Raw genomic sequence first — 22,420 nt, 5'->3', positions numbered from 1 at the left:
CCCGCTCGAACGGGGACCCGATGGGGGGCCGACCTCCTGGACGCTTGCACGGACCGTACGTCCTCCCCGGGCGGGGGGGCGAGGGGGACGGATCCATCGTCCGACCGAGGGGAAAATCGGGTCCGCACCGGATGCCCCAGATCCGGAGCCCATGGGAAATGTGGTACATGAGCCCGCGCCTGAAGGGGGGCGCGGGCTAACGTGCTTGCCGGAGGGATGTATGCTCGTCCAGGACGTGATGACCGCGAACCCGGTGACCGTTTCCCCCCAGGCACCCCTGCAGGAGGCCCTGGAGCAGATGCAGAGCCTCCGGGTTCGCCATCTGCCCGTGGTGCAGGAGAACCGGCTGGTGGGCGTGGTGACGTGGACGGACCTCCTCCGGGCGGCCCTGCCTCCCCTGGTGTCCGCGGAGCTGAGCCGTCCTCCTGCCCTCCCACAGGATCTCACGGTTGCCGACGTGATGACCCGCGAGGTGATCACCGTCTCTCCGGGAGCCACGGTGGAAGAGGCCGCCACCCTGATGCGCCGGCACCGGATCGGTTGCCTTCCCGTCCTGGACCGGGAGCAGCTGGTGGGGATCGTCACGAAGAGCGATCTCTTCGACGCCCTGGTCTACCTCCGGGGCGGAGACCTGGAGGGCGTGCGGCTCTCCGTGGCCCTCCCCGCAGGACTGGAGGATCTCAGCCGTTTGGTCCATGCCCTGCGGACCCTGGAGCCGGACCGTTGGGGACTCGTGCTCTCCGTGCGCCTGGACGGGGTGATCAAGCGGGCGGACCTGTGCGCCACCAACGTCCCGCCCCTGGTCCTGGCCGAACACCTGGCCGCCGCCGGGCTACAACCCTTCCATCTCCGGTTCCGGGTGCCCAGCAAATCCCGCTGAGATGGGCGTGGAGATCCCGGGCATCAACCCGATGCGCGAGAAAATATGGGCCGTCTGGAGCATTCCCCACGGATGCGGGCCGAACGTAAATGAAATTTGAGGACGTAGGTGCTATGGCGAGTCCGTCCTCCCTCCTCCGCACTCCTCTGAACGTCGGCAGGGTCCGGATCCCGAGGGGTCAGGTGTTCATCCTGCCGGACCGCTGCAAGGGCTGCCGGTTCTGCATCGACTTCTGCCCCAGGGAGGTCCTCATGGAGTCCTCCTCCATGAACTCCAAGGGGTACCACTACCCGGTGGTCCGGCCGGGCAAAGAAGAGGACTGCGTGCACTGCGGGTTCTGCACCGTGATCTGCCCGGAGTTCGCCATCTACACCGTGGAGGTCACCGGGTGAAGGGGAGGCGGGTTCTCACCGGCCGACACTTCCTGCTGGGCGACGTGGCCTGTGCGGAAGGGGCCCTCGCCGCGGGCTGCACCTTCTTCGCGGGGTACCCCATCACGCCCTCCACGGAGATCGCGGAGCGCCTGGCGCTCCGCCTTCCGGAGGTGGGCGGCCACTACATCCAGATGGAGGATGAACTGGCCAGCATGGCGGCCATCATCGGCGCCTCCTGGGCCGGCGCCAAGGCCATGACCGCCACCTCCGGCCCCGGCTTCAGCCTCATGATGGAGAACCTGGGCCTCGCGGTCATGATGGAGGCGCCCTGCGTGGTGGTGGACGTCCAGCGCGGAAGCCCCTCCACCGGGCTGCCGACCCTCGCGGGCCAGGGCGACGTGATGCAGGCCAAGTGGGGTTCCCACGGGGACTACGAGATCGTCGCCTACGCCCCGTCCACCTGCCAGGAGATGTTCGACCTCACCGTGCGGGCCTTCAACGTGGCCGAGCGGTTCCGCAACCCCGTGGTGATCCTGGCGGACGAGGTGGTGGGGCACATGACCGAGCGGGTGGTGATCCCCCCGGAAGAGGCGATCGAACGGTGGGAGCGGCCCCGTCCGAAGGTGCCTCCCGGCGAGCTCCTGTTCCCCTTCGCCCCAGACGAGGATCTCGTTCCCCCCATGCCCCGGGCGGGAGAGGGCTACCGGGTGTACGTGGAGAGCCTCACCCACGACGAGCGGGGATACCCCGTGATGCGTCCGGAGGTTCACGACCAGCTGGTCCGGCGGCTGAACGAGAAAATCCGCCGCGCCTACTCCCAGATCGTGGAGTACGAGCTTTTGGAGGTGGAGGACGCGGAGGTGGTGGTGGTCGCCTACGGGTCCACCGCCCGCTCCGCGCGGCAAGCGATCCGCCTGGCCCGGAAGGAAGGGATGCGGGTGGGGCTCCTGCGGCCGATTACCCTGTGGCCGTTCCCCGGCCATGTGGTGGAGCAACTCTCGCCCCGTGTCCGGGCCTTCGTGGTGGCGGAGCTCAACCTGGGCCAGGTGGCCCGGGAGGTGGAGCGGTTCACGGACCGGCCTGTTTACGGCGCCCACCATGCCGGCGGGATGATGATGCCCCCACAGCTCATCCTGCTCCGCATCGAGGAGGCGTACCGGAGTGCCCAGGGAAGCCGTCGCCGACACGCATCCGTTGGATGAGGTCCTGCGGTCGGACCGCCTGCCGCACATCTGGTGTCCGGGGTGCGGCCTGGGGACCGTGCTCGGGTGCTTCGCCCGGGCCATGCTGGCCTCCGGGATTCCCCTGGATCGACAGGTGGTGGTCTCCGGGATCGGGTGCACGGGGCGGGCCGCGGGCTATCTGAACGTGGACGGGTTTCACACCACCCACGGCCGGGCCATCCCCTTCGCCACCGGTCTGGTGATCGCGAATCCCGAGTTGGTGGTGACGGTCTTCAGCGGCGACGGGGACCTCGTGGCCATCGGCGGGAACCACCTCATCCACGCGGCCCGACGCAACGTGGACCTCAACGTGATCTGCGTCAACAACTTCAACTACGGCATGACCGGCGGACAGCTGGGCCCCACCACGCCCCAGGGGGCCATCACCACCACCTCCCCCTACGGCTTCCACGAGGACCCCTTCAACCTCCCCCGCCTCCTCGCCGCCTGCGGGGCGGTGTTCGTGGCCCGCTGGACCTGCCTGCACGTGCGCCAGCTGGAGGCGACCATGCTCCGGGCCCTCCGGAAGCGCGGGTTCCGGTTCATCGAGGTCCTGGCCCCCTGCCCCGTGGGGTTCGGACGTCCCAACGACCTCGGCGAAGGGATAGACGAGATGTGGTTCTACCGGCGGCAGGCGGACTACGACCCGCGAGCAGCTCTCGAGATGCTGGCGCTCAGCATGCGCAAGGACTCCAAGATCCTCTGCGGCGTCTTCGTGGACACCGAACGCCCCACCTACATGGACCGTTACCGGGAGCACGTGCTCCGCAAGGTGCAGGGAGGCGGCCCGCATGAGGCGTGAGATCCGGATCAGCGGGTTTGGCGGCCAGGGGATCGTCCTCGCGGGCTACATCTTGGGGAAAGCCGCGGCGGTGTACGAGGACAAGGAGGCCACCCTGGTCCAGTCCTACGGGCCGGAAGCCCGGGGCGGTGCCGCCAGCGCGGAGGTGGTGATCTCGGACGAACCCATCGAGTACCCTCACATCGAGTACCCCGACGTCCTCGTGCTCATGTCCGCGGAAGCTTACCACACCTACCGGCACACCCTGCGGCCCCAGGGGATCCTGCTGGTGGACGAGGACCTGGTCCCCCTGCAGGCCGAAGACCGGGCCGTGAAGGTGCCGGCCACACGGCTGGCGGAATCCCTGGGCCGCCGCATCGTGGCCAACATGGTGATGCTGGGGGCCCTCGCCGCGGCCACCGACATCGTGCGCAAGGGGAGCCTGGAGGAGGCGGTGCGGACCTCCGTCCGGCCCAGGACCGTGGAGCTGAACCTGCGGGCACTGGAGACGGGTTACCGGTACGTGCGGGAGCGGACGGCATGAGCGACCGGGTTCTGATCATCGGGGGCGGGATCGCGGGGATCCAGGCGGCCCTGGACCTGGCGCGGGCCGGCGCGCGCGTCACCCTGGTGGAGCGCGCCCTGACCATCGGGGGCAAGATGTCCGTGCTGGACAAGAACTTCCCCACCCTGGACTGCTCCATCTGCATCGAGGCGCCGAAGATGTCGGAGGTGGAGCAACACCCCAACATCGAGGTCCTGGCACCCGCGGAGGTGGAGCGGGTGGAAGGCGAGGCCGGGGCCTTCCGGGTAACCATCCGCCAGCGGGCCCGGTTCGTAACCGACGAGTGCACCCGGTGTGACCTGTGCACCCAGGCGTGCCCCGTGGTCCTGCCCAACGAGTTCACCGCCTCCATGGAGGTCCGCCGCGCCATCTACACCCCCATCCCCCAAGCCGTCCCCGGCGCCTACATCGTGGACATCGAGAACTGCCTCAACGACCCGCCCAACTACCTGCCCTGCCAGCGGTGCGTGGAGGTCTGCGGCCCCAAGTGCATCGATTTCCTCATGCCGCGCAGCCAGCCGGTGGTGCGGGAAGTGGGTGCCATCCTCGTGGCCACGGGCTACGACCTGTTCGATCCCAGCGCGCTCCGGGCTTACGGGTACGGGACCCATCCGGACATTCTCACCTCCCTCGAGTTCGAGCGCCTCCTGACCTCCGCGGGCCCCACGGGCGGGGAGATCCTCCGCCCCTCGGACGGTCAGCCCCCCCACAGCCTCCTGTTCGTCCTCTGCGTAGGGTCGAGGGACCGCCGCTTCTACCCGTACTGTTCCCGGTTCTGCTGCATGTACTCCATCAAGCATGCCTTCCAGGCTCTCGACCACGGGGTCAAGGACGTGACCGTGCTCTACATGGACGTGCGGGCCTACGGCAAGGGCTTCGATGCGTTCTGGCGGCGCGCACGCGAGGAGGGAGCCAAGTTCGTCCGGGGGCGCCCCGCCTTCGTCCGCCCGAACGGACGCGGTCTCCGGGTGCGGTACGAGGACACGCTCGCGGGGGAAGTCCGCGAACAGGACTACGACATGGTGGTCCTGGCGCCCGCGGTGCGTCCGCCGGAAGGGCTCGCAGAGCTGGCCCGGATCCTGGGGGTGGAGCTGGATGGGGATGGGTTCCTCAAGGTGCAGGCGCAGCGAGGTGGGGTCTTGCTCACCACCCGGCCCGGGATCTACGTGGCGGGCTGTGCCGCGGGGCCCAAGGACATCCCGGACAGCGTAGCGGAAGCGGGCGCCGCGGCCGCGGTGAGCCTCGTGCATCTCACGGAACGCAGCTGGCCCGAGGAGCCGCGGGTGGAGCCCACGGTGGAGTTGGACCGGCCCCGGGTGGGCGTGTTCGTCTGCCACTGCGGCAGCAACATCGCGGGGGTGGTGAACGTCCAGCAGGTGGTGGACTTCGCCCGGAGCCTACCGGACGTGGTCTGGGCCCAGGACCAGATGTTCAGCTGCGCCGGTGTCCCCCAGCAGGAAATCGTTCAGGCCATCCGCGAGAAGGGCATCAACCGGGTGGTGGTGGCCGCCTGCTCCCCCAAGACCCACGAGGGGACCTTCCGGGGAGTCCTTGTGCGCGCGGGCCTCAACCCCTATCTGCTGGAGATGGTCAACCTCCGAAACCAGGACTCCTGGGTGCACAAGGACTTCCGGGACGAGGCCACGGAGAAGGCGAAGGACATGGTGCGCATGGGGGTGGAGAAGGCACGGCGGCTCCAACCCCTCGAACCCCGCACCCAGCCTGTGGTGCAGCGGGCCCTGGTGATCGGAGGCGGCATCGCGGGCATGACCGCCGCTGCCAACCTGGCCCGCCAGGGCTTCGAGACGCACCTGGTGGAGCGGGAGCCAGAGCTGGGAGGCACCCTGCGACATCTCGACACCCTGTGGCCCTCGGGGGTCCCCGCCCGCGAGGTCCTCCGGGAGGCGGAGGAGGAACTGCGGCGGGCCGGGGTGCGCGTCCACCTGGGGACGGAGGTGGAGGTCATCAGCGGGTATGTGGGCAACTTCTCCGCGCGCCTCACGGACGGCGAGGAGCTCACGGTCGGGGCGGTGGTCCTCGCCACGGGTGCGGAGCCCTACGTCCCCACAGAGTTCCGGTACGGCCAGGACCCCCGGGTCATCACCAATCTTGAGCTGGAGCAGGTCCTCGACCGGGTGGACGCCCAGCGGATCACCTTCGTCTCCTGCGTGGGCTCCCGGCAGGGCCCGATGGGCTGTTCCCGGTACTGCTGCGCCTCCATGATCGGCCAGGCCCTGCAGCTGCGTCGCCGCGGCAAGCACGTCCGCATTCTCTCCAAGGACATCCGCACCTACAGCCGGCAGGCAGAGGAGCTGTACGAACAGGCCATGCGGGAGGGCGTGGTCTTCCTGCGCTACGCGACCGACCTTCCTCCGCAGGAGGCCATCCGCTACGAGGACGGCGTGGTGACGGTGCGGGACGAGCTCTCCGGGACTCTCGTGAGCCTTCCCACGGATCTCCTGGTCCTGGTGGTGGGCCTGCGGCCACGGGCCGAAAACCTCACGGCGCAGCTAAAGCTGGCGCACAGCGAGGACGGGTTCTTCCTGGAGCTGCACCCCAAGCTCGGCCCCGCGGAGACCGCGATCCAGGGCGTCTACCTCGGTGGAACCGCCCAGGCGCCCAAGGACGTCCGGGAGTCCGTCTCCCAGGCCCTGGCGGCCGCGGCCAAGGCCAGCGGCCTTCTGTCCCGGGGGGCCATCGGGAAGGAGCCCTTGACCGCGGTGGTGGATCCCGACCGGTGCATCGGGTGCATGCTCTGCGTTCCCGCCTGCCCGTTCGGCGCCATCGAGATGCTGGGGCGGGTCAAAGAGGGCAAGGTCCGGATCATCGAGGCCGTCTGCCAGGGCTGTGGGAACTGCGCGGCCACGTGCAACTACGACGCCATCGAGATGCCCTACTTCACCAAGGAGCAGATCCTGGCCCAGATCGACGCCGCGCTCGCGGAGCGGCCTCAGGAGAAGGTGCTGGTGTTCGCCTGCAACTGGTGCTCTTACGCGGGGGCAGACCAGGCGGGGATCGAGAAGCTCCAGTACCCGCCTTCCGCCCGCATCATCCGCACCATGTGTTCCGCTCGGGTCGAGCACGACTTCGTGACCCGGGCCTTCGAGAAGGGGGCCGGCGCCGTGCTGATCACGGGCTGCCGCCTGACGGATCAGGGGTCTGACTGCCACTACAACTACGCGAACCGCTACACCGCCAAACGCTACGAGCTGTGGAAGAAGCGGTTCGTACGGCAGGGCATCGCTCCCGAGCGGTTCCAGCTCCAGTGGATCTCCGCCTCGGAGGGCAAGCTGTTCGCCAGCAAGATGGCGGAGATGCACCGGGTGGTGCAGGAGTACTGCCAGAAGCTCGGGGTCCCGTCGGGGAGCGGGTCATGACGGCGTCGGTGCGGGAAGTCACCTTCGACGACGCGGCCTGGGAACGCCTCTTCCGGGTCACGGGAGGAGCTTTCAGCCCCTGCTTCAGCTGCGGGGCATGCACCGCGGCATGCCCCTGGGGCCTCGTCGGCGGCAGGCTGAGCATTCGGGAGGTGGTCCGCAGGGTCCAGCTGGGGCTGGACCCGGACACCGCGGACACCCTCTGGCGGTGCACCATGTGCGCCGCGTGCGTGGCCGGCTGCCCGCGGGGGGTGGACATCCCGGAGGGCATCGTGCGGCTCCGCTCCCACGCCTGGCGCGCAGGTGGCGTCCCCCGGAACCTGCACAGGATCCTGTGGGCCGTGCACTGGGACGGCAACCCCTACCGCCGGCCGCCCTCCCACAGGCACTTGTGGGCCAAGGACCTGCAGCTCCCGCAGTTCTGTCCGGACCACGAAGTGCTTTACTACGTGGGCTGCACCCCTTCGTACGACCGCCGCATCCAGCGGGTGGCCCGCAGCCTGGTGCAGGTGCTGCGACAGGCGGGCGTGTCTTTCGGCATCTTGGGCGAGCAGGAGCGTTGCTGCGGGGAGAGCATCCACGTCCTGGGCCACGACGCCTATCTCCGGCGGTACGTGGAACAGCATGCGAGGTTTCTGGCGGAGGCTGGCGTCCGTGCCCTCCTCACGACCTCCCCGCACTGCTACGACATGTTCAAGCGCTTCTACCCGGACCTCGCGGGGGGCTTCCAGCCCCTGCACTACACCGAGTACCTGGCCGGCCTCCTGGAACAGGGTCGCCTGCGGTTCACCCGGGAAGTGCGGGCCCGCGTAACCTACCACGACCCCTGTTACCTGGGACGGCGGCACGGCGTCTACGAAGAGCCCAGGCGTTTGCTGGCGGCCATCCCGGGAGTGGAGCTGGCGGAGATGCGTGAGAACCGGGAGCTGGCCCTCTGCTGCGGGGGCGGCGGGGGCAGGATGTGGATGGAGACGGCTCCGGAGGAGCGGTTCTCGAACCTCCGGGTCCGGCAGGCGCTCGAGACGGGGGCGGAGATCCTCGTCACCGCCTGCCCGCACTGCCTCATCTGCCTGGAGGACAGCGTGAAGGTGCTGGACGTGAAGGGCCTGCGGGTGATGGATGTGGCGGAGCTCGCGGCCCAGGCCCTGTAGGGAGTGCTGATGGTCAAGTCGCTGTACAGCCCCGAGGAGGCCCGGGGCCTGTGGGTCTACCTGGAGCAGACCGACGGGCGGCCTTCGGGGGTGAGCCTGGAGCTCCTGGGGAAGGCCCGCAGCCTTGCGCAGGAGCGTGCGGTGAAGCTCACGGGCGTGGTCCTCGGCGACGGAGTCGAACCCCTGGCACACGAATCCGTTCGTTACGGCGCGGACGAGGTGCTTCTGGTGGACCATCCTCATCTCCATCTGTACCGGTCGGACGTGTACACGGACGTCCTCTTCCACCTCGTGGCCACCCACCGTCCCGACATCCTGCTTCTCGGGGCCACTCCCAACGGCCGGGATCTGGCGGCCCGTCTGGCGGCCCGGCTGCGCACCGGTCTGGTGGCGGACTGCGTGGACCTGCGGATCGACCCCGAAACGGGACACCTCCTGGGAATTACCGCGGGGTTCGGAGGAGGGATCCTGGCCACCATCCAGTGCCCCCGTCACAGGCCGCAGATGGCCACGGTGCGTCCCGGAGTTTTCCCCAGGCCCACCCCGGAGCCGAGAACGGGGACCGTCCGCCGCGTGGAGGTCCCCGTGGGCGAGAGCCGGATCGAAGTCCTGGAGCGGTGCGTGGGGACGGAGGAGGATCTCACCACGGCAAGAATCCTGGTCGTCGGGGGTGGGGGGACCCGTGGGGACTTCCGTCCCCTGCGGGAACTGGCAGACCTCCTGGGCGGCCGGCTGGGCGCCACCCGGGTGGCCGTGGACGCGGGGTGGGCGCCGCGGGAGTGGCAGATCGGCCAGACGGGGTGCGTGACGAGGCCGAAGCTCGCGGTGGTGTGCGGTGCGAGCGGCGCCATGCAGTTTACCGTGGGGATCGAGGCTGCGGAGACCGTGGTGGCCATCAACCTGGACGAGGAAGCTCCCATTTTCGAGCACGCGGATTACGGGATCGTGGACGACCTCTTCGCCTTCCTGCCCGTCTTCCTGGAGGAGCTGCGGCGACGGAAAGAAGAGGTGAGCGCATGGAGGGAATCCGCATCCTCGTCTGCCTGAAGGTGGTGCCCAAACCCGAGGAGGTTCGCATCAACCCCGAGACCAAGACCTTGGACCGGGCCCGGGCGCGTTCGGAGATCAACCCTCCGGACCTCAACGCTCTGGAGATGGCTCTCCAGATGAAGGAGCGGTGGAACGGTTGGGTGGGCGTGATCTCCATGGGACCCCCGTTCTTCGAGCCCTACCTCCGCACCGCCCTGGCCATGGGCGCGGATGCCGCTTTCCTCTTGAGCGACCGCGCGTTCGCGGGGGCCGACACCCTGGCCACCGCGTACACCCTGGCCCGGGGCATCGCCCAGGTCGGCGCCTACGACCTCGTGCTGTGCGGGGAGGAATCCAGCGACGGGGCCACGGGGCAGGTGCCGGCCCAGATCGGCGAGTGGCTGGAGATCCCGCACGTCACCTACGCGTCCAGGGTGGAGTTCCTCCCGGAAGTCCGAAAGGTCAAGGTCCGGCGTGAGCTCGGAGCGGGGTACGAGGTGGTGGCGGTTCCGGTACCGGCAGTCGTCTCCGTCCGGGTGGGTGCGAACGAGCCCAGGTTCCTGGACCCCCTGCGTATGGCCTGGGCCGAGGACGCTCCCGTCACCGTCTGGTCCGCAAAGGACCTGCAGGTGGACCCCGAACTGGTGGGGACCGCAGGTTCGCCCACCATGGTGGCGGGCGTACAGGAAGCGGGACGCCGGGAGCGCAGACGCGAGATCCTTGTGGGCTCCACCGAGGAAAAGGCCGCTCTGCTCGCGGATCGTCTCCAAGACCTCCTGCGGGAGATTCTCTAGCGATTCCCCCACGGAGAGCCTGTAGCATACCCCAAGAGGGCCTTTTTGGAGGTGCGGGATGGAGAACGTCTCCGCGGAGGGATTCGCCCGGCGGATGCGGGTGGCCCAGGGGCTGGAGCCCGCGGACTTGGTGGTGCAGGGAGCGGTGGTGGTGGACGTGTATACGGGGGAACTGCACGTCGATTGGGTCATCGCCGCCGCCGGTGACCGGATCGCCTACGTGGGACCGGCGACGGAGGGATTGATCGGAGAGCGCACCGACGTGCTGGAGGCCGCGGGCCGGTACGCGGTGCCGGGGCTCCTGGACGGCCACACCCACCTGCTGGGCGCCCGCTACTGCCCAGAAGAGGCGATCCCGTACATCCTGGCCTCCGGCACCACCACCGTGATCACCGAGCTCGCGGAGCCCGCCTCCGTCGCAGGTCTTGCGGGCATCCTGGCGGGGATGGAGGCGGTGCGGGACCAGCCCGTGAAGGTTTTCGTGACCCTCCCGCCGCTCGCCTCTTGTGCCCCTTTCATGGAGGACGTGGCTCCCGACCCGGAGACGTATCGGGAACTGTTGCGGCGGCCGGAAGTGGTGGGGCTGGGGGAGGTCTACTGGGCCAACCTTGTGCTGCGGGAGGACCCGCGACTGGTGGATCTCGTGCGCGCGACCCTGGAAGCCGGAAAAGTCGTGGAGGGACACGGCGCAGGGGCGCGGGGAGGTCGCCTGGCCGCCTATGCGGCCGCGGGGGTGACTTCCTGTCACGAGCCCATCACCGCGGAGGAGGTGCTGGAGCGGCTCCGGCTCGGCTACCACACCATGGTGCGGGAGGGAAAGGTCCGGCAGGAGATGGGAGCGGTGGCCTCCGTGTGGCGGGACGGGAAGGTGGACCTGCGGCGGCTGTGCCTGGTGACGGACAGCGTGGCCGCAGAGCAGCTCCTGGAGGAGGGCTATGTGGACCATCTCCTCCGCAAGGCCGTGCGGTTGGGGATGGACCCCGTCCGTGCGGTGCAGGCCGTCACCCTGAACGTGGCGGAGCACTTCCGGCTGGACCACCTGGTGGGTGGGCTCGCACCCGGCCGGTACGCGGATCTCGTGCTCACCCCGAGCTTGCAGGACTTCCGGGCGGAGGTGGTGGTGGCCAACGGACGGGTGGCGGCGGAGAACGGCAGGGTCCTGGTGCCGTCCCGACCTCCCCGGTATCCGGAGGCGCTCTACCGCACCGTGTCCCACGCCTGCCTCCTTCCGCCCGAAGCCCTGCGGGTTGTAGCCCCGCAAAGACAGGGGGCCGTGCGGGTGCGGGCGATTCAAATGGCAACGCACCTGGTCACCCGGGAGACCGTGGTGGAGCTACCGGTGGAGGAAGGAACGGTCCGGATCCCACCGGAGGCCGATGTGGCTCTCGTGGCCGCGGTGGACCGGGTCTCGGAGCCCGGACGCGCCTTTGTGGGCTTCGTGCAGGGACTCGGGATGCGGCAAGGCGGCTACGCCACCACCATGGCCTGGGACGCCCACTGTCTCCTGTGTGTGGGTCGATCTCCCGAGGACATGGCCCTCGCCATCCGACGGGTGGTGGCGCTCGGGGGCGGATGTGCGGTGGTGACGGGAGGAGAGATCCGGGCGGAGCTCCCTGCCCCCGTAGCGGGGGTAGTCTCCACCCTGCCTTTGGAGGAGGTGGCGCGGCGGGAGCGGGCGGTGGACGAGGCGCTGCGCGCACTCGGCTTCCACAGCCCCCGACCTTCTCTCACCGTAGACATCCTCACCGCGGCCGCCATTCCGCATTTCAAGATCAGCGAGCGGGGATACGTGCGGGTGCGGGACGGAAGCGTGGTGGGCTTGTGGCCGGAGGTGGATTTCAAGACCCTGTTCCGGGACCTGTGATCCCCCGGCCGATCTAGAACCGCCCGAACTCCCGCCACGTGCCCGCGGAGGTGACCGCATAGACCACAAAGGATCCCTGCCGCAGGCCGGGCATGCCGGGCGACCCGCTGGGCATGCCGGGGAGTGCGATCCCCAGCCCGTCCGGGGCCCGCCGCAGCAGTTCCTGCACCGCCTCCGCCGGCACGTGCCCCTCCACGAAGTACCGGCCCACCACCGCGGTGTGACAGCTCCAAAGCGGGCGCGGCACCCGGTACCGCCGCTTGACCCCCTCCATGTCCTCCGTCCTCACCACCTCGACCGCGTAGCCCGCCCCACGGAGGTAGCCCACGTACACCCCGCAGCAGCCGCAGCGCGGGTTCTGGTACACGACCACCCGTGCCGGACTCGGGAGCTCCGGGGATGCGGCCCGCCGCCACGACCACCACCCGCCGAGGAGCGCGGCCAGAACCAGCGCAAACGCCGCCCAGGGTACGTTCCGAAGGCTGCCTCGCCTCACGCTCCCGCCTCCGGCTCCAGGCCGACCCCTCGGCCTCGAAGGGCCCTGCACTCCGAGCAGTACCACGAGAGCACCTCCTCCCACGCGCGGCCGTCCTCCCCCAGCAGGCCCGTCACCCGCTCCAGCATGCGGCGGGGGGCCACGGGGGCTCCGCAGGCCACGCAGCGCACCACCTCCTCCCGATACACGGTTCGGACGCCGCGGCGCAGCTCCGCGACGTCCACGGCACGGCGCGCCCGGATGGCCCCCCGTTCGATCTCCGGGCAGACCCCGGTGCACTGCCCACACCCCGTGCATCGGGCGGGATCCCATCGCAGGACCGCCTCCCCGTCCTGCACGAAGCTGAGGGCATCCGTCGGGCACCGCGCCGCGCACATGCCGCACCCGGTACAGGTTCCCGCGTCGATCTCCACCAGGCCCAGGGGAGAAGCCGGGTGCTCGACCCACGCGGCCCGACCCGCCACGTCCGCCAATAGGCGCAGCACCCTGGAAGCGGCCTCCGGTCCTGTCCCGAACAACGTCCCTTCCCCGTCCCCGCACCGCGGCAGGGCAGGCTCCTCGTGGGGCGCCACGGAGAGCAGCGCCCCGTGGATCCTCCGCTCCCCGAGCCCAAGCCCTCCGAGATACGCCCGGCAGAACTCCAGCCGGGCTTCCAGCACCCCACGGGCGCCCTCCCCTCTTTTGCAGGCGCACGGCGCCACCGCGACCGAACTCGCCCCCCGTAAAAGGGGCGCGAGGATCCACGAGACAGGTAGCGAGCTCACGCACGCCACGGGAACCGGAAGCCACCTCGCATCCCACGAGGGATCCCAGGGGACGCCCGCGCACACGTACACGATCCCCCTCGGCCCCGGAGGGCCCACCGTGGGATCCAGCAAGGCCTCCACGTGCGCGGCCACTTCCTCCCCCATGTACCCCGGAAAGACCACCGCCTCGTGCGGGCAGGCCTCCACGCATGCCGCGCACCCCGTGCACTTCGTCCGATCGAGCACGACTCGGCCCTCGGCCACCCGGAGGGCGTCCACAGGACAGCTCCCCTCACACGCCGCGCAGCCGTCCGCGGCCCGACACCGGTCCCGTTCCACCCGAGGGACCACCCGGTACGCCACGGGTGGGAACCGCAGGAGCGTGCGGCGGCTTAGCCGCTCCGGCAGGTACGGAGCCAGGTTCGCCGGGACCGTGCCAGGCCACACCCGCACCCGCGCCAGGGCCGCCCGGATCAGGAGCGCCGCGCGTTCTGCACCCGCCTCGGAATCCTGCCCGGACCACGGATCCAGCGCGAAAAAGGCCTCCGGGTCCTTCCCCGCGCCCCGCAGGGCCACCCGGACGTCCTCCGGGAGCGCCCAGACCCCACAGAGGGCGAGGACGCCGCGATCCGCGGGGTGGGAGCGGAGCAACCGGACGAGGCGCTCCGGAAACTCGCACGCACCCGGGATCTCCTCCACCGCCCCCAGATCCGCCCACGGCGCGCCCCGATTCCCTCGGTGTCCGCAGATCACGAGCAGGGCCCGTCCAGGCTCCCCCATCCCCATCACCGCGCCAGCTCCACCTTCCCCACCTGCCGGAGGAGCAGCTCCGTAAGGTCCCCCTCGTGCTCCAGGAAGGCCTCCAGCGCCTCCGCCGCTGCCGCGTACACGCCCGTGGGGTCGTGCTCCCGGACGCGAACCACCAGCTCCGGCACCCAGGCGCACGGGTGTGCCCGCAGGAAGTCTCGCTGCCGTCGCAAGATCTCCTCCACCCCGGCCGTGCCGGCCTCCCACTCCCTAGCCTCCCTCGCCACGAGCACGGCCAGGTACTCCAGCTCCACGGAGAGGTGGTCCGAAGGCTCCGGACCCTTCGGCTGGACTCCCGCCTCCCGGTACTCCCGCTGCAACTCCGCCGCTGCCTGCCAGGAAGCGTCCCGGTAGCCGGACTCGCAGAGGGAGCAGCCTCCTCGCCGACCCGTGAGGTCGAAGATCCGGAGGTACACCTCTTCCAGCCCCTCCCCGAGGTTCTGCTGGAGCCGCTCCCAGGACGCCCGCCAAACGGGGAAGAAGGCCAGGCCGCGCACGGCCTTCTCCGCCCCCAGCGCCCGCGCCAGCCGGCGCAGCCGCGCCCGCCGCCCAGGATCCGGGTACAGGAAGACCAGGCCGAAGAACCGGTAGAGGGCGTGCCGGGCCGCGGCGAGGGCCTTCACGGGGAGCTGCGCTCCGGCAAGAGCTCGTACACCACCGCGGCCAAGAACACGAGCATGACACCCAGGATGAACAGGGCCGGCGCGAACGGCAACCGCGGGTCGCTGTACACAGGGCTGCTGGGAACCCCCAGGGGTGCCGCTAAGAAGAAGTAGCTCACCGCCTGTAGGCCAAAACCCACCAACACCAACAGCAGCGTCCAGGCCGCCCGCATCACCGTTCCTCCGCAACCTCCATGATCGGGAACACCTTCACGAACAGGGTGTACAGCAGCGTGCCGAGCGCGAACAGGCCGGCCACGACGCTGTACTCCACCCACGTGGGCGTGTACGAGCCGGGTCCGTACGGTAGGAGCGTGCCATGCGTCTGCGAGGGCACCACGATGAGCAGCCGCTTGCCCACCGCGGCCACGTTCACCAGCAAGCCTCCCGCCACGCCTGCGGCCACCACGCTCCGGGCGAACAGAGGGAACCACGACAGGACGAACACCACCGCCAGACCCGCCAGCACCCACCCCACCCATTCGGGTTCGGGCCCGCCAGCTCCGGCCACGGGGACCAGGCGGGGGCTGTGGCGGTAGATCATCAGGACCAGCCCCGCGCCCGCCGCCGCCAGACCGGCTGCACGCGCGAAGGCCGGCTGGAAGGAGGGCACGCGCACGGGCACCAGGGAGGGTACGTAGGGCAGGACCAGCGACGCCAGCGCCAGCACCAGCGCCCCCATGCTGACCCAGAACAGCCAGGCGTACGGTCCGTTGAGCAGCGCCAGGGTCAGCCGCACCTCTACCTCGTGACCCGTGTAGGTGGTGGTCAGCAGCTCCGCCACTGTGAAGTAGAGATAAACGAGCACCAGCAGCGCCAGCAGACCCCCTAGCCAGCGGAAGATGCCCTCGTGCAACCGCTCACGCTCGCCCAGCACGTGCCGAAACACCGCGGCGATCACCAGCAGCAGCCCGATCCCCGACACGCCAGCCATTACCACGAAAGCAGGGGCCTGCAGCGTGCTGAACCAGCCAGGCCGGCCGGACTGGATCCCGAACACGAACCCCAGGGTGGAGTGGGCGGTCACCAGCAAAGGCACGATGGCGATGGCGAGCCAGAAGGCGGTGCGGTGGTGCCGCTCACGCTCCGCCGGGGTATCCCGGTAGCCCGCAGCCCACAGGCGGTAGAAGCCTTGCAGGGGGCTCGGGATCCGCGCCAGCAGGGCCGCGTCGCGCCGGCCGTCCAGGTAGAAGTACACCAGGCTCGCGAACAGGTAGCCGGAGATCACCAGGGTAAATGTGCCGAAAAAGGGCGACTGCGGCCGCGCGTACCGCAACAGGTTCACGATGCCCCGCACGGGCTGGCCTAGGTCCGGTAGGACGCTGAAGGCCGCCAGGATCAAAGCCACGATGGTCAGCAGCTCGGCCATGCGCGACACCGGCCTGAGCTCCTCCAGGCGCAGCAGCCGGATCAGGGCCGCCATGGTGATGCCTGCGAAGCTCACCCCCACGAAGTAGATGTCAAAGGCGATGTACAGGCCCCACGCCGCCCCCGCCATGCTCCCGATGTCCCGCAGCCCCGTCACCACGAGTCCCTCCGCGAGCTGGCGGGAGTAGGCGTACAAACCCCAACCCACCAGCACCGCCAGGACCGCCAGCAGCAGCCACCAGCCGGCGGTGAACCGTCCGACGCCGTACGGGAGGGTTTCCGTCCGCGTGGCCATGGCTCAGACCCTCGCAACGATTTCTTCCACGGGCTTGGACTCCGGGTGCGGCGGGTGCCCGCCCACGTAGTACACCCGCGGCTCGGTGCCCAGCTCTTCCAGCAGTCGGAAGGATGGCTTCCGCTTCAGCACCTGGGACACCTCGCTCGCCGGATCCTCCAGGTCGCCGAACAGGAGGGCGAAGGCGGGGCAGTTCGCCACGCACGCGGGCTTGAGCCCCCGCTCCACCCGGTGGACGCAGAAGGTGCACTTCTCGATGACCCCCCGCAGCCGACCTCCGCCCGCGGTGCGCCGACCTTCCTTCCCGTACCGCCGGTCCAGGTCCGGGTTGCGGTAGGGCGGGCTGTTCCCGTCCGTCCGCGGCCTCAGGTCCGCGTCGTCCCAGTCCAGGTACGCGTTCTTCCGCGGGTCCTTCCAGTTGAAGAAGTTCACCCCGTACGGGCAGGCCACCTCGCAGTAGCGGCACCCGATGCACCGGTCCCAGTCCGTGGCCACCAACCCGTCCTCCCGCTTGTACCGGGCGCCCACGGGGCACACCTTCACGCACGGGGCGTTGTCGCAGTGCATGCAGGGGCGGGGCAGAAACCACACGTGGGTGTTGGGGTAGTGGCCTTCCTCGAACCGGAACACGTACATCCAGAAGTGGGCGGTGGGCGTGTTGTTCTCCACCTTGCACGCCTCCATGCACGCCCGGCACCCCATGCACCGGTCCAGGTCGATCACCATGGCGTACTTCGGCATCCGCCACCTCCGGTCCTATGCCTTGTAGACGCGGACCTTCACGTGGAAGGACTGGTCCGCGGTGTTCGCCACGTACCCCTCCCCCGTGAAGTACAGTTCCGCGCCCGTTGCCCCGTTGCCGTCCGCCCACGGATGCTTCGCCGCCGCCCCGAAGTGGTGTGGCAGGCCCACGGTGTCGGGCCGGATCCCCTCCCGGTAGCGGGCGACCGCCTTCACCCGCCGGGTCTCGCCCGTCAGCGCGTTGTGGGACTCCACCCACACCTCTTCCCCGTCCCGGATCCCCTTCGCCCGGGCCGTGGCGGGGTTGATCTCCAGCCATGCCCGACGTGCGAGCTCCGAGAGAAGAGGGAGCTGTGCGGAACGGGACTGCTTGTGTTCGATCAGCTTGTAGCTCACCAGGTACAGGTCGTACTCGGGCGGCGAGTTCTCCATGGTGGGCTTCCGCCAGGTGGGCAGCGGGGTGTAGTCCCGCCAGTAGATCTCACCCGCCCCCTTCGATCGCATCTCGTTCCGGTAGCGCAGCAGGGACTCCCCGTAAAAGCGGTGCCGCACCCCACCGAAGGGCGGATCCGTGGCGTAGCCGTAGAGCTGGGTGGCCTTGATGACGCCCTTCGGCCGCACCCCGTGCTTCTCGAAGTAGGCCACCCCTTCCGGGATCCCCTCCGACTTCGCCCACCGGTCGAAGATCTCCCGCACCGTGGGCTTCCGGTCCAGGGGCAACTTGTACGGATCCTTCAGCTTGAGCGCCTCGTTCAGGTGGTCCAGGTACCCGCCCTTGCCGTAGAGGACGCCCAGCTTCTCGCACAGGTCCAGGTAGATCTCGATCTCCCCGCGGCTCTCGAACAAAGGCGGCATCACCGGGACGCGGAGGGCCACCGCGTCCACGTACTGGTCCGCGGCGGAGTACGGGCCCTCGTACTTCTCCAGGGTGGCCGCGGGGAGCACCACGTCCGCAAACAGGTCCGCGGTCAATGAGAGCCACGGGTCGATGGCCACGATGAACTTGAACTTCCTGTACGCCTCCCGGATGTCCGGGGCAGACCCGTACGCCCGCAGCGGGTTCGTCATGTGGAGGATCAAGACCTCGGGCAGGTCCTTCACCCCGTACTTCTCGGGGTTCTGCATGACCTTCGCCACCACCGCGGGGCTTGCGGAGTTGATGGGGAAGAACTTCGAGTCCTTCAGGGTGAAGTCGTAAGGGGGATCTTTGATCTCGATGCGGTCCAGCTTCTCAAAGTTCTCGTGCAGCTTCCACGGCCCGACCTCGAACCGCTGCCCGCCCACCGCCCCCACGGCCCCCAGCAGCATCATGATCAGGGTCATGGCCCGCACCGCCTGGAAGCCCAGCTCCTGCTGCGCCATGTGGTAGGCGTGGATGGCCACCGGCCGATACGGCACCCGGACCCCGTCCACCACCACCGTGGCGCCGATGTGGGCGTACTCCGCCAACTCCTGGGCCACCCGCTGGATCTGCTCTGCCGGCAGCCCGCACACCTCCGCGGCCCACTGCGGGGTGTAGGGTGCCACGTGGTCCTTGAAGACCTGGAAGGCGGGCTTCACCCTCCGCCCCTCCACCGTGAACTCACCTTCCAGGGCCGGCTCCACCCCCGGCGCGTCGTACGCTCTTGGGCCCCCGGACTTCTGGTCCCACACCTGCTCCTTGCCGTCCCGGCGCAGGAAGAACCCGTCCTCCTGCACGAGGAAGGGCGCGTTGGTGTACCGGACGAGGTATTCCCGGTCCACCGCCCCGAGCTGAACGAGCTCGTGGCACAGGGCGAGGGCCAGCGCGAGGTCCGTCCCCGGCCGGATGGGGAGCCACTCGTCCACGAACGGACCTCCCCCTCTCCGCCGCGGGTCGATGAGGACCACCTTGCACCCCCGCTCCCGCGCCTGCAGGAGCTGCTGGGGCCAAGTGATCCAGCACAGCTGGTTTCCGCCGGCGTTCGTGAGGTTCCATCCCCAGGCCAGGATGTACCTCGCGTACCGGAAGTCCGGGTGCAGCACCCCGCTGATGCCCACCGTGTACTCGCAGGCGCGGTATCCCGCGTCCGAGCAGAAGGCGCCGTGGCCGAGCTTGGTCGCACCCAGGGCCTTCACGAAGGCGGTGTCGTAGAAGGCCCCGGCCTTGCCGCGTCCTTTCTGCCAGACCACCAGCTTCGGGTTCCTCGCCCGCACCTCCCGGATCCGGTCCGCCACGAGCCGCAGCGCCTCGTCCCACGTGGCCCGGCGCCACCGGCCCGGAACCCCCTTCTCGTTCGTGCGGATGAGGGGAGCCTTCACCCGGTTCGGGTCGTACAGGGCGGTGATCTGCGCGACCCCTTTGGGGCAGAGGGTGCCCCGGTTGCGAGGGTGTGCGGGGTTCCCCTCCAGTTTCACCACCCTGCCGCCGATGCGCCGGGCCAGAACCCCACAGTCCTGCTTGCCGATCCAGCAGGTGGTGGGAACCCATTCCTCCACGGCCCCGGAGACGCCACGCGGAGCTGCCCGAAGCGTCTCCAGATCACCGAACAGCAGCCGGCTGGCCAGAAGGCTGCCGCCTGCAGCGGCGGAGGTCCGCAGAAACGTCCGTCGCGTTACCTTCATCGTGCACCCCGCGGTCCCGTCTCTGAGAGGACATGCTACGAGCCGCCGGACCGGACGGGGTCCGGCGTGGAACCGATTCTCAATCCGTTCTTGACCCGAGGGATAAACGACTTGACGGACCGGTTCCGTCCGTCATCCTATGCGGGATACCCTCGTGCGCCGGCCGCGCCTCAGGAAGCCTCCCGCACCAGCTTCACCCGCGTGTCGTAGAACACCGCGCTGGCCCCTGCAGGGTCGCTCAGGCACACATTCTTCAACACCGGATCCACCCGCATGGCGGCGTTCGCGTGGATCCCCTGGCCCCGCCGCGCGTCGCCCTTCAGCACCTTCCCGTCGATCACCAGGTCCACGGCCCCGTACGCCCAGTGACCGTGGCCCAGGGAGAACGCCACCACACCCGGCCGGATCCCCTCCGTGACCCGGACCCGGCCCACCATGGGCTTGCTGTGCCCGTCCAGCACCGGCCAGATGCCGTCCGGGTTGCTGGCGGAGGTTACCCGTACCCAGTCCCCGTCCTTCAGGCCCAGACGCTCCGCGTCCTGCCGGTGCACGAGGACGAAGTTCTCCGGCAGCAGGGCCAGGAGCCAGTAGTTGGAGCCGGTCCGGGACTTTGTGTGGCTGATCTCCCGGTAGGTGATGAGGTGCAGGTCGTAGCCTGCCTTCTCGTCCTCCACCGGTCGGCCGAGCGCGTCCAGGGGTGCGGGAATGTAGGTGGGCAGCCCGGGGAAGGCCTTACCCGTCATGCTGTTCTTCGTCTTCGCCACCTTCTCCGAGTAAATGCTCACCAGGGTGCCGTACTGGTTCGCCAGCTGCTCCCCTTTGAAGGCCTTCTCGTACTCCTGGAACCGGCCGCCGCGGTTCAGTACGTAGATGACCTTCCGCCACCAAGCCTGGCCCACCGCCCGCTTCCACTTCTCCGGATCGAACACGCTCTTCGGCAGGTGTCGGCGGGCCTGCAGGAAGAGGCGCACCTCCTCATCGGAGGCGTCCGGGACCGCGTCCCCGGGTTTGTCACCCGCCGCCACGTTCGCCACCATCTTCAGGTAGAAGTCCTCCGGCCGCCGGAGGTCCTGCCCAGGCCCGAACCCATCCTTGCCGAAACCGGGCAGCCCCAAGCGCTCCGCGCACGCCAGCAGGAACGCCTCGAGGGAAATCGGCATCTCCTCCCCGAACACCCGCACGGTCTCCGGGATGGGCGGGATCACGGGCTGCCGCACGGGTTGCACCTTCACCGTCATGTTCGGGTGGCTCCCGTGGAACTCCCACCGCTCCAGGTACGACAGGTCCGGGATGATGTAGTCCGCGTACATGGACGTCTCGCCCACCGTGATGTCCACGGCCACGAAGAGCGGCAGTTTGTTCGGGTCTTTCAGGACCTCGATGGTGGTGTGCCCTGCGGGCAGGGAGTAGGCCGGCGACCCCATGTACAGGAACGCGATCTTGATGGGGTAGGGGTAGGCGTCCCCGATGGACGGAACGATCTCCTGGTAGACGTCGCTGGACAGGGGGTACCAGGGCCGCTTCGCAGGATAGCCCCGGAACAACGTGGACTCCTCGTACTTCGTCTCGTGCCGGATGATGCTCACCCCGAAGGGCGTGGTGCGCTTCGGGTGCAGCTCCTTCAGGTTGAAGGGCTGCCCCTCCTTCTCGCCGCTCGGGTCGTACACCTTCGCGGAGGCCATGCCCCCCTTCCAGTCCAGGTTGCCGATCAGCACGTTCAGGGTCATCCACGCCCACACGTTGTATAACCCGTTGGTGTGCTGGCTCACCCCGCGGTGGATGTCTGCCGCCGCCCGCTTGCCGTGGCCGGTGAACTCCCGGGCCAGTTCTTCGATGTCCTCCGCCCGCACCCCGCAGATCTCCGCCCACTCCTGCAGGCTGTGCCGACGTGCCTCCTCCCCCAGCAGCTGCAGCCCACTCTTCACCCGGATCCCGTTCAGGGTCGTGTCCACCAGAAGGTCTCCCTCCACGGGGTTCTGCTCGTCGTACGGGTCGAAGGGGACCGGCCTGCCGTCCCGCAGCACCACGAACGGGTCGAACTCGTACTCCACCCGCTTGCCCTTGACCTCCTGGCTGCGCTTCTGGACCGGCAGCCCGAGGTCCGAGGCCCGCAGGAACCCTTCCGGCCTGCCCTTCTCCAGCTTCACCAGCCAGGTGGCGTTGCACCACGTGGGCTCCCCGTCCTCCTCCGCCGCGGCCTTGTTAGCGTTGCGCAGGTACCGGGCGTCGTACCGCTGGTGGTCCAGGATCCACCGGATCACGGCCAGGGCCAGCGCGCCCTCGGTTCCCGGTCTTGCGGGAATCCACTTCCACGCCTTCGCCGCCGTGTTGGACAGCCGCGGGTCCACGACCGCGAACTTCAGCCGTCCGGTCGCCAGCCCCTCCGTCAGGCGCGGCACCCGGTTGGTGGGTCCGTAGTTCCCCTCGAAGGGAGAAGCGCCCACGAAGACCACGAACTCACTGTGCTCGGTGTCCGCCTGCCAGTAGAACTTGCGGCCCTTCGTCCACTTCATCTTGCCGTCTTTCTCGTCGAACTCGTACTGCTCGCTCATGGCTTTGCAGGCGAAGTACAGGGACCCCTGGCAGACGGTGGTGTGGCCGTGGAAGTTGACCGACCCGAAGCTCTCCTGTACGAACCGGCGCGCAAACTCCGTCCTTCCCGCCTTCTGGCGGCCCCAGAAGTA

Annotated in this window: 18 protein-coding genes; 10 read left to right on the top strand and 8 right to left on the bottom strand. The window is 69.2% G+C overall.

Translation table 11 applies throughout. The features are described from left to right. Positions 1–220: 220 nt before the first annotated feature. The 10 genes from QN206_09775 to QN206_09730 all read left to right on the top strand — a co-directional run bounded on the left by QN206_09775 (position 221) and on the right by QN206_09730 (position 12,038). Complete coding sequence (locus QN206_09775) at positions 221–880, top strand: CBS domain-containing protein (GenBank protein MDR7615094.1); 660 nt, start codon at positions 221–223, stop codon at positions 878–880. Positions 881–1,062: 182 nt separating this feature from the next. Next, positions 1,063–1,272, top strand: a complete 210-nt coding sequence (locus QN206_09770; protein MDR7615093.1) for a 4Fe-4S binding protein — start codon at positions 1,063–1,065, stop codon at positions 1,270–1,272. Next, complete coding sequence (locus QN206_09765; GenBank protein ID MDR7615092.1) at positions 1,269–2,456, top strand: 2-oxoacid:acceptor oxidoreductase subunit alpha; 1,188 nt, start codon at positions 1,269–1,271, stop codon at positions 2,454–2,456. The genes QN206_09770 and QN206_09765 overlap by 4 nt, the downstream gene beginning before the upstream one ends. Further along, the gene (locus QN206_09760) at positions 2,416–3,279 is read left to right on the top strand and encodes a 2-oxoacid:ferredoxin oxidoreductase subunit beta (protein ID MDR7615091.1); all 864 of its coding nucleotides are present in this window, start codon (positions 2,416–2,418) and stop codon (positions 3,277–3,279) included. The genes QN206_09765 and QN206_09760 overlap by 41 nt, the downstream gene beginning before the upstream one ends. Continuing rightward, positions 3,269–3,802, top strand: coding sequence for a 2-oxoacid:acceptor oxidoreductase family protein (locus tag QN206_09755; protein ID MDR7615090.1), 534 nt, complete (start codon positions 3,269–3,271; stop codon positions 3,800–3,802). The genes QN206_09760 and QN206_09755 overlap by 11 nt, the downstream gene beginning before the upstream one ends. Beyond that, positions 3,799–7,200, top strand: a complete 3,402-nt coding sequence (locus QN206_09750) for an FAD-dependent oxidoreductase (GenBank protein ID MDR7615089.1) — start codon at positions 3,799–3,801, stop codon at positions 7,198–7,200. Before QN206_09755 ends, QN206_09750 begins: the two co-directional genes overlap by 4 nt. Continuing rightward, positions 7,197–8,351, top strand: coding sequence for a (Fe-S)-binding protein (locus QN206_09745; GenBank protein MDR7615088.1), 1,155 nt, complete (start codon positions 7,197–7,199; stop codon positions 8,349–8,351). The genes QN206_09750 and QN206_09745 overlap by 4 nt, the downstream gene beginning before the upstream one ends. A gap of 9 nt (positions 8,352–8,360) precedes the next feature. Beyond that, the gene (locus QN206_09740) at positions 8,361–9,398 is read left to right on the top strand and encodes an electron transfer flavoprotein subunit alpha/FixB family protein (GenBank protein MDR7615087.1); all 1,038 of its coding nucleotides are present in this window, start codon (positions 8,361–8,363) and stop codon (positions 9,396–9,398) included. Then, on the top strand, positions 9,368–10,174 hold the full coding sequence (locus tag QN206_09735; protein MDR7615086.1) for an electron transfer flavoprotein subunit beta/FixA family protein: 807 nt from the start codon (positions 9,368–9,370) through the stop codon (positions 10,172–10,174). Before QN206_09740 ends, QN206_09735 begins: the two co-directional genes overlap by 31 nt. A gap of 58 nt (positions 10,175–10,232) precedes the next feature. After that, positions 10,233–12,038, top strand: coding sequence for an adenine deaminase C-terminal domain-containing protein (locus QN206_09730; protein MDR7615085.1), 1,806 nt, complete (start codon positions 10,233–10,235; stop codon positions 12,036–12,038). Between the two features lie 13 nt (positions 12,039–12,051). Here the strand turns inward: QN206_09730 and QN206_09725 are convergent, their stop codons facing one another. From QN206_09725 to QN206_09690, 8 genes are all read right to left on the bottom strand, one after another. Then, a complete protein-coding gene (locus tag QN206_09725) occupies positions 12,052–12,534 on the bottom strand; it encodes a DUF411 domain-containing protein (protein ID MDR7615084.1) in 483 nt (160 codons plus the stop codon). Further along, entirely contained in the window at positions 12,531–14,060 is a 1,530-nt protein-coding gene (locus QN206_09720) for a 4Fe-4S binding protein (protein ID MDR7615083.1), read from the bottom strand. The genes QN206_09725 and QN206_09720 overlap by 4 nt, the downstream gene beginning before the upstream one ends. 5 nt (positions 14,061–14,065) lie before the next feature. Beyond that, positions 14,066–14,710, bottom strand: a complete 645-nt coding sequence (locus QN206_09715) for a molecular chaperone TorD family protein (GenBank protein ID MDR7615082.1) — start codon at positions 14,708–14,710, stop codon at positions 14,066–14,068. Next, positions 14,707–14,922, bottom strand: a complete 216-nt coding sequence (locus QN206_09710; GenBank protein ID MDR7615081.1) for a hypothetical protein — start codon at positions 14,920–14,922, stop codon at positions 14,707–14,709. Before QN206_09710 ends, QN206_09715 begins: the two co-directional genes overlap by 4 nt. Beyond that, a complete protein-coding gene (gene nrfD, locus QN206_09705; GenBank protein MDR7615080.1) occupies positions 14,922–16,412 on the bottom strand; it encodes an NrfD/PsrC family molybdoenzyme membrane anchor subunit in 1,491 nt (496 codons plus the stop codon). Before nrfD ends, QN206_09710 begins: the two co-directional genes overlap by 1 nt. 3 nt (positions 16,413–16,415) lie before the next feature. Next, positions 16,416–17,153 carry a 4Fe-4S dicluster domain-containing protein gene (locus tag QN206_09700; protein ID MDR7615079.1) on the bottom strand — a complete coding sequence of 246 codons (738 nt, stop codon included), beginning with the start codon at positions 17,151–17,153 and terminating at the stop codon, positions 16,416–16,418. A gap of 15 nt (positions 17,154–17,168) precedes the next feature. Next, entirely contained in the window at positions 17,169–19,736 is a 2,568-nt protein-coding gene (locus QN206_09695; protein ID MDR7615078.1) for a molybdopterin-dependent oxidoreductase, read from the bottom strand. A gap of 170 nt (positions 19,737–19,906) precedes the next feature. Continuing rightward, the coding region (locus QN206_09690) for a molybdopterin-dependent oxidoreductase (protein ID MDR7615077.1) at positions 19,907–22,420 on the bottom strand (2,514 nt) is incomplete at its 5' end.

The organism is Armatimonadota bacterium (assembly GCA_031460175.1).
GTDB lineage: Bacteria > Sysuimicrobiota > Sysuimicrobiia > Sysuimicrobiales > Sysuimicrobiaceae > Sysuimicrobium > Sysuimicrobium tengchongense.
This window is presented reverse-complemented; position numbering and strand designations above follow the sequence as displayed.

Bases quoted from the DNA above. Each gene is read 5' to 3' on its own strand.
- QN206_09775 (MDR7615094.1), top strand. From the start codon at position 221: ATGCTCGTCCAGGACGTGATGACCGCGAACCCGGTGACCGTTTCCCCC.
- QN206_09755 (MDR7615090.1), top strand. From the start codon at position 3,269: ATGAGGCGTGAGATCCGGATCAGCGGGTTTGGCGGCCAGGGGATCGTC.
- QN206_09750 (MDR7615089.1), top strand. From the start codon at position 3,799: ATGAGCGACCGGGTTCTGATCATCGGGGGCGGGATCGCGGGGATCCAG.
- QN206_09745 (MDR7615088.1), top strand. From the start codon at position 7,197: ATGACGGCGTCGGTGCGGGAAGTCACCTTCGACGACGCGGCCTGGGAA.
- QN206_09740 (MDR7615087.1), top strand. From the start codon at position 8,361: ATGGTCAAGTCGCTGTACAGCCCCGAGGAGGCCCGGGGCCTGTGGGTC.
- QN206_09735 (MDR7615086.1), top strand. From the start codon at position 9,368: ATGGAGGGAATCCGCATCCTCGTCTGCCTGAAGGTGGTGCCCAAACCC.
- QN206_09730 (MDR7615085.1), top strand. From the start codon at position 10,233: ATGGAGAACGTCTCCGCGGAGGGATTCGCCCGGCGGATGCGGGTGGCC.
- QN206_09720 (MDR7615083.1), bottom strand. From the start codon at position 14,060: ATGGGGGAGCCTGGACGGGCCCTGCTCGTGATCTGCGGACACCGAGGG.
- QN206_09710 (MDR7615081.1), bottom strand. From the start codon at position 14,922: ATGCGGGCGGCCTGGACGCTGCTGTTGGTGTTGGTGGGTTTTGGCCTA.
- nrfD (MDR7615080.1), bottom strand. From the start codon at position 16,412: ATGGCCACGCGGACGGAAACCCTCCCGTACGGCGTCGGACGGTTCACC.
- QN206_09700 (MDR7615079.1), bottom strand. From the start codon at position 17,153: ATGCCGAAGTACGCCATGGTGATCGACCTGGACCGGTGCATGGGGTGC.
- QN206_09695 (MDR7615078.1), bottom strand. From the start codon at position 19,736: ATGAAGGTAACGCGACGGACGTTTCTGCGGACCTCCGCCGCTGCAGGC.